The organism is Variovorax sp. 10N432 (genome assembly GCF_056394465.1).
Genome location: NZ_JBFTHX010000007.1, coordinates 235,358 through 241,650, shown reverse-complemented (window position 1 = coordinate 241,650; position 6,293 = coordinate 235,358). Strand labels below are relative to the sequence as shown.

The following is a 6,293-nucleotide window of genomic DNA, read 5'->3' as shown; positions in this document are numbered from 1 at the left end:
GGATCACGTCGATGGTGTGCTCTGCGCAGCGAAATAAAGGAGGAGGCCGCAGGCCGGGGGACATTCGCGGAGCAGAGTACGCCGTCGGCGTGAGCCCGCCCCGATACGGCAGCGATCCGGGGCGGGTGCGGAGGGCAGTGGGTAGCCCCCTCCGCGAATGTCCCCCGGCTTCGCCTCCTCCTTTATTTCGCTGCGGGGGCTACCCACCACCCTCCGCACGAGACACGCCGTGTCCTGGGGCCGATCAACAACCGCCGTGACGGATCACGTCGATGGTGTGCTCTGCGCAGCGAAATAAAGGAGGAGGCCGCAGGCCGGGGGACATTCGCGGAGCAGAGTACGCCGTCGGCGTGAGCCCGCCCCGAAGCAACCGCCCTCGTGGCGTCAGGCCACCGACGGCTTCCGTCCCTTGCGATAGAGGATCAGCGTCGCCATCAAGCCGCAGACCGCCGCTACGCTGAGCCACCAGGCCGGCGCCGCCTTGTCGCCGGTGGTCTCGATCAGCCAGGTCGAGATCGCCGGCGTGAAGCCGCCGAAGACCGCGGTCGCCAGGCTGTAGGCGAGCGAGAAGCCGACCACCCGGACCTCGACCGGCATCACCTCGGTCAGGGCCACGACCATGGCGCCGTTGTACATGCCGAACAGGAACGAGAACCACAGCAGCACGTCGAGCATGCGGCCGAAGCTGGGCGCCGCAGCCAGCCAGTGCATCGCCGGATAAGCCGTGAAGATGGCGAGCAGCGTGACCGCCAGCAGCAGCGGCTTGCGGCCGATCCGGTCGGACAGGGCGCCGCCGATCGGCAGCCAGATGAAGTTGGTGACGGCCACCAGCAGGGTCACGATCAGGCTGTCGCGCGCGCTCAGGTGCAGCACGGTGCGCCCGAAGGTCGGCGTGTAGACCGTGATCAGGTAGAAGGTGGTGGTGGTCATCGCGACCAGCAGCATCCCGCACAGCACCACGCGCCAGTTGCGGGCCATCGACTGGAACACCTCGCGGGTCGTCGGGTGGTGCTTGCGGGCCTGGAAGGCCTCGGTCTCCTGGAGCGAGCGGCGCAGCACGAAGATGCACGGAATGATCATGCAGCCAACGAAGAAGGGGATCCGCCAGCCCCAATCGGCCAGCACGGTTGGCGACAGCATCTCGTTGAGCCCGAAGCCGAGCGCTGCGGCCAGCACGATCGCGACCTGCTGGCTGGCCGACTGCCACGCCGTGTAGAAGCCCTTGTGGCCAGGCGTCGCCATCTCCGACAGGTAGACCGAGACGCCACCGAGTTCGGCGCCGGCGGAGAAGCCCTGCAGCAGCCTGCCGATCAGCACCAGCACCGGCGCCACCACCCCGATGGTCGCGTAGCCCGGCACGAAGGCGATCAGCACCGTGCCGCTGGCCATGATCGCCAACGTGACGATCAGGCCCTTGCGCCGGCCGACCTCGTCGATGTAGGCGCCCAGCACGATGGCGCCCAGCGGCCGCATCAGGAAGCCGGCGCCGAACACCGCGAAGGTCAGCATCAGCGAGGCGAAATCGCTGCTGGCAGGGAAGAAGGCTTTCGAGATGTAGGTGGCATAGAAGCCGAACAGGAAGAAGTCGAACTGCTCGAGGAAATTGCCGCTCGTGACGCGCAGCACGGCGCCGAGCTTGGAACTGCTGGCCGGCGGCGCCGAAGGGGCGTTGGCGAGGGTGGCGGTGCTCATGGGATGTCTCCTGCGGGTCTGCAGCGCGGTGGCCGCACGGTCCGTCCATCGTAGGAGGCCAAGCTGTCGATCAGCCGTCGGCGCGCTCGGGGTATGTCCCGCCCCATGAGGTCAGGTCGCGCTCAGCGCCGCCGAGGTAGCGCCGGAATCTGCCCAATAAATCATAGGGTTTTTACCTATATTTCATCGGCGTCCCACGGACTATTCTTCGTCCATCGTTTCATTACTAAATCAGTGATTCATTAGTGAAACAGAGCGAGTTTTCCCCAACGCCAAGGAATCGCCTCCCATGATGATCAAGAACTCCCGCCGCCAGATGCTGTCTCTCGCGCTCTGCGCCGCCGCTGCCGGCGCCGCCGGTCCGGGCTGGGCCCAGGCGTGGCCGACCAAGCCGATCACGCTCGTCGTGGCCTATCCGGCCGGTGGCGACACCGATGCGCTGGCCCGGTTGTTCGCCGAGAAACTCTCGGCACGGGTCGGCCAGCCGGTGGTGGTGGACAACCGCCCCGGCGCGAGCGGCGTCATCGGCAGCAGCTTCGTTGCCAAGGCGCCCGCGGACGGCTACACGCTGCTGGTCGCGCCGAGCACCTTCTCGATCGCGCAGATCGTGCTCAAGACCGGCGCCGGCGCCGGCTACGACGTGGTGAACGGCTTCACGCCCATCATCCAGACCGCGATGATGCCGCTGTTCCTGGTCTCCGGGCCCGGCAGCGGCGCCAAGAACCTGAAGGACATGGTGGCCGCCGCCAAGCGCAGCCCCGACCTGTCCTATGCCAGTCCCGGCAGCGGCTCGCCGATGCACATCCTCGGCGAGATGTTCAACAAGTCGGCCGGCTTGAACATCAAGCACGTCCCGTACAAGGGCGTCGCGCCGGCGATCAACGATGTGCTCGGCGGCCACGTGCCGCTGACCGTGGTCACCTACGGCCCGATCGCGCCCTACCTGCCAAGCGGCAAGGTCACGCCGCTGGCGGTGGCCGACAAGGCCCGCTCGCCGCTCGCGCCCAACGTGCCGACGCTGGCGGAGCTGGGCTACAAGGACATCGAGGTGATGGCCTGGAACGGCATCTTCGGTCCCAAGGGGCTGTCGCCCGAGATCGTGAAGACGCTCAACGGCCACTTCAACGAGATCCTCAAGATGCCCGACGTCGCCGCCAAGATGGCGGTGTTCGGCGCGCTGCCGCTGGGCGGCACGCCCGAGACCCTGGGCAAGACCAACGCCGCCGACTTCGAGCGCTTCGGCCGCGTGATCAAGGAACTCGGCATCCAGGCCGATTAGTCATGGACCACCCCCGAAGCGCCTGCGGCGCCTCCCCCTCCAGGGGGCGATACCAGCGGCCTGGCAAAGCCAGATCCACGGTATCCCTGGCTTCGGCAGGCGCCAGTTTCATGCATCGCGGGTCCCACGATGCGCGGTGAACCCACTGACAAAGAAGATCCCATGACCCAGCCCAGCGGCACCCCCGACCAGCAGAGCCTGCAAACCCTTCTTGCGGAACTGCCCGCCAACCTGCTGGCCGGCCGCAAGGTGCTGGTCACGGGCGCGGCACGCGGCCTCGGCCTGGCCTTCGCCAAGTGCATCGCCGCCGCCGGTGGCGCCGTCGTGATGGCCGACATCCTGTCCGACCTGGTGCAGACCGAGGCCGCGGCGCTGCGGGCGGCCGGCTCCACCGCCCACGGACTGGCGGTCGACCTGTCGGACCCGGCCTCGATCGACGCCTGCGCCGAAGCGGCCGTCGCCGCGCTCGGCGGCCTCGACGGCTTGGTCAACAACGCGGCCATCACCAACTCCGGCGGCCGCGATGCGCATGCGCTCGAGATCGACATGTGGGACCGCGTGATGGCGGTCAATGTGCGCGGCACCTGGCTGATGAGCCGCGCCTGCCAGCCGGCGTTGGCCGCGAGCGGCCGCGGCGCGATCGTCAACCTGGCGTCGGACACCGCGCTGTGGGGCGCACCCAACCTGCTGGCCTATGCGTCGAGCAAGGGCGCCGTGGTCTCGATGACGCGCTCGCTGGCGCGCGAGTGGGGCGGCGAAGGCATCACGGTCAACGCCGTGGCACCCGGCCTGACCCTGGTCGAGGCGACCGAATACGTGCCGATGGCACGCCACCAGAAATACCTCGAAGGCCGCGCGATCCCGCGCGAGCAGCAGGCCGCCGACGTCTGCGGCGCGATGCTCTTTGCCCTCTCGGGCCTGTCGCGCTTCGTGACCGGCCAGCTGCTCGCCGTCAACGGCGGCTTCGTGATGCACTGATTTTTTCGACCAAGGAGTAAACCCGATGAGCGATTTGTCCGAACAACAGAAGATCGACGGCGCCGCCGACACCCTGGCGCAGCCCGAAGGCAGCAGCCTCCAGCAATGGATGGAAACGCGCATCGCGCGCTATGCCACCCGCAAGTACGACTGGGACGCGCTCAAGTTCCAGGCCGACCTCGATCCCAAGTTCCGCCGCGCGCAGATGCGCTACGTGGGCACCGGCGGCACGGGCGTCGCCAAGGACGTGAACACCGTGCCCGCCGAGAACTTCACCTTCTCGACCATGGTGATCCCGGCCGGCCACGAAGGCCCGCCGCACCTGCACACCGACGTCGAAGAAGTGTTCTTTCTGATCCGCGGCAAGCTCAAGGTCGTCATCGAGAAGGACGGCGAGCGCTTCGAGACCATCATGACCGACCGCGACCTGATCTCGGTGCCGCCGGGCGTCTACCGCGAAGAAATCAACATCGGCGACGAAGACGCGCTGATGTGCGTGATGCTCGGCGCCAAGAAGCCGGTGACGCCGACCTACCCGGCGGACCATCCGCTGGCCAAGATCAAGCGCTGATCCCCGGCATCGAGCACCAGCCCATGAGCGCCGCCATGAACCCCGCCGCGACCCTGCCGCCCTCCGAAGTGGCGCGCCTCGAAGCGCGCTTCCCCGCGCGCGCCGTGACGCTGCGCGGCGGCGGCGTGATGTCGGTGCGCGAATGCGGCAGCGGACCGGCGCTGGTCTGCCTCCATGGCATCGGGTCGGGCGCCGCGTCCTGGCTCGACACGGCCTTGCTGCTGGCGCCGCAGGCGCGCGTGCTGGCCTGGGATGCCCCCGGCTACGGCGCGTCGACGCCGCTCGCGCCCGCGCAGCCCACGGCCGCCGACTATGCCGAGCGGCTGGGCGCGATGCTCGACGCCCTCGACATCGACCGCTGCACGCTGGTCGGCCATTCGCTCGGCGCGCTGACCGCGGCGTCGGCGGCGCGGCCGGGCTCGGCGCTGGCTGAGCGGATCGCCCGGCTGGTGCTGATCAGCCCGGCCGCCGGCTACGGCGCGCCCGAACGTGCCGAAGAGCGCCGCCGCGTCCACGCCCAGCGCATCGAGGCCTTGTCCGGGGCCGGCATCGCCGGCATGGCGGCACGCGCCGACACCCGGCTGCTGTCTGCGGGCGCCGGCGAACAGGCACGGCAATGGGTGCGCTGGAACATGTCGCGCCTGAACGACGGAGGCTATCGGCAGGCGATCGAACTGCTGTGCGGCGGCGATCTGCTGGCCGACCTGCCGCCGGCCATGCCGGTTCGGGTGGCGTGCGGCGCGCTCGACGTCGTCACGCCGCCGGCCGGTTGCGCCGAGGCGGCTCGCAAGTGCGGCGTCCCGCTCGAAACGATCGCCGACGCCGGGCATGCCAGCTACGTCGAGCGGCCGGAAGCCGTGGCGGCGCTGCTGCGCGACGTTCTTGCCGCCTGACCGATCCCCAATTCAACGAAGAGAGACCATGGCAACCAACGACATCGAATCGATCGAAGAGGGCGCGGACCGCTACAACGTGCCGGCGCTCGAGCGCGGCCTGCGCCTGCTGTGCGAGTTCAGCCGCGAGCACCGTTCGCTGTCGGCGCCCGAACTCGCGCGCCGCTTCGACCTGCCGCGCTCGACCGTGTTCCGGCTCCTGACCACGCTCGAGAACATGGGCTTCCTCGAGCGCGCCGAAGGCGGCCGCGACTACCGCCTCGGCCTCGCTGTGCTGCGGCTCGGCTTCGAGTACCTGGCCTCGCTCGAACTGACCCAGCTCGGCACACCGCTGCTGCAGCGCCTGTGCGACGAGCTGCGCACGCCCTGCAACCTGGTGGTGCGCGACGCCCGCTCGATCGTCTATGTCGCCAAGGTCGCGCCGCCCACGCCCTTCGCCAGCTCGGTGACGGTGGGCACGCGGCTGCCGGCGCACGCCACCGTGCTGGGCCGCATCCTGCTCGAGGACCTGACTCTGGTGCAGCTGCGCGCGCTCTACCCGGAAGACAAGCTCGAGGCTTTCTCGCCGCGCACCCCGGTCACGGTCGACCAGCTGTTCGACATGGTCCAGGCCGACCGCCAGCGCGGCTACGTGCTGGGCGAGGGCTTCTTCGAATCCAACATCTCGACCATCGCCGCACCGGTGCGCGACCACAGCGGCCACATCGTGGCGGCGCTGGGCGCGACCATCACCTCGGGCCATATCGACGAAAGCCGCATGGACGAGATGGTGCAGCGCGTGCGCCAGACCGCCGACGAAATCTCCGGCCTGCTGAACTACGCGCCGGCCGCCAAGGGCCAGGTGATCCCGCTGCGCGGCGGCGACCTCGCAGCCTGAGTT

General features: G+C 69.1%; 6 protein-coding genes. 5 read left to right on the top strand and 1 reads right to left on the bottom strand.

The genetic code is table 11. The features are described from left to right. Positions 1 to 384: 384 nt before the first annotated feature. On the bottom strand, positions 385 to 1,692 hold the full coding sequence (gene tcuC / locus AC1DF3_RS11520; RefSeq protein WP_478139684.1) for a tricarballylate/proton symporter TcuC: 1,308 nt from the start codon (positions 1,690 to 1,692) through the stop codon (positions 385 to 387). Positions 1,693 to 1,987: 295 nt separating this feature from the next. On the opposite strand from tcuC, the gene AC1DF3_RS11515 reads away from it, so the two are divergent. From AC1DF3_RS11515 to AC1DF3_RS11495, 5 genes are all read left to right on the top strand, one after another. Next, complete coding sequence (locus AC1DF3_RS11515; RefSeq protein ID WP_286532141.1) at positions 1,988 to 2,971, top strand: Bug family tripartite tricarboxylate transporter substrate binding protein; 984 nt, start codon at positions 1,988 to 1,990, stop codon at positions 2,969 to 2,971. 162 nt (positions 2,972 to 3,133) lie between these two features. Next, the gene (locus tag AC1DF3_RS11510) at positions 3,134 to 3,949 is read left to right on the top strand and encodes an SDR family oxidoreductase (protein WP_286531529.1); all 816 of its coding nucleotides are present in this window, start codon (positions 3,134 to 3,136) and stop codon (positions 3,947 to 3,949) included. A 25-nt stretch (positions 3,950 to 3,974) separates the two neighbouring features. After that, positions 3,975 to 4,520, top strand: a complete 546-nt coding sequence (locus AC1DF3_RS11505) for a cupin domain-containing protein (RefSeq protein WP_286522628.1) — start codon at positions 3,975 to 3,977, stop codon at positions 4,518 to 4,520. Between the two features lie 23 nt (positions 4,521 to 4,543). Further along, complete coding sequence (locus tag AC1DF3_RS11500; RefSeq protein WP_286531531.1) at positions 4,544 to 5,413, top strand: alpha/beta fold hydrolase; 870 nt, start codon at positions 4,544 to 4,546, stop codon at positions 5,411 to 5,413. 28 nt (positions 5,414 to 5,441) lie between these two features. Continuing rightward, positions 5,442 to 6,290 carry an IclR family transcriptional regulator gene (locus tag AC1DF3_RS11495; protein WP_478139683.1) on the top strand — a complete coding sequence of 283 codons (849 nt, stop codon included), beginning with the start codon at positions 5,442 to 5,444 and terminating at the stop codon, positions 6,288 to 6,290. Positions 6,291 to 6,293 lie beyond the last annotated feature (3 nt).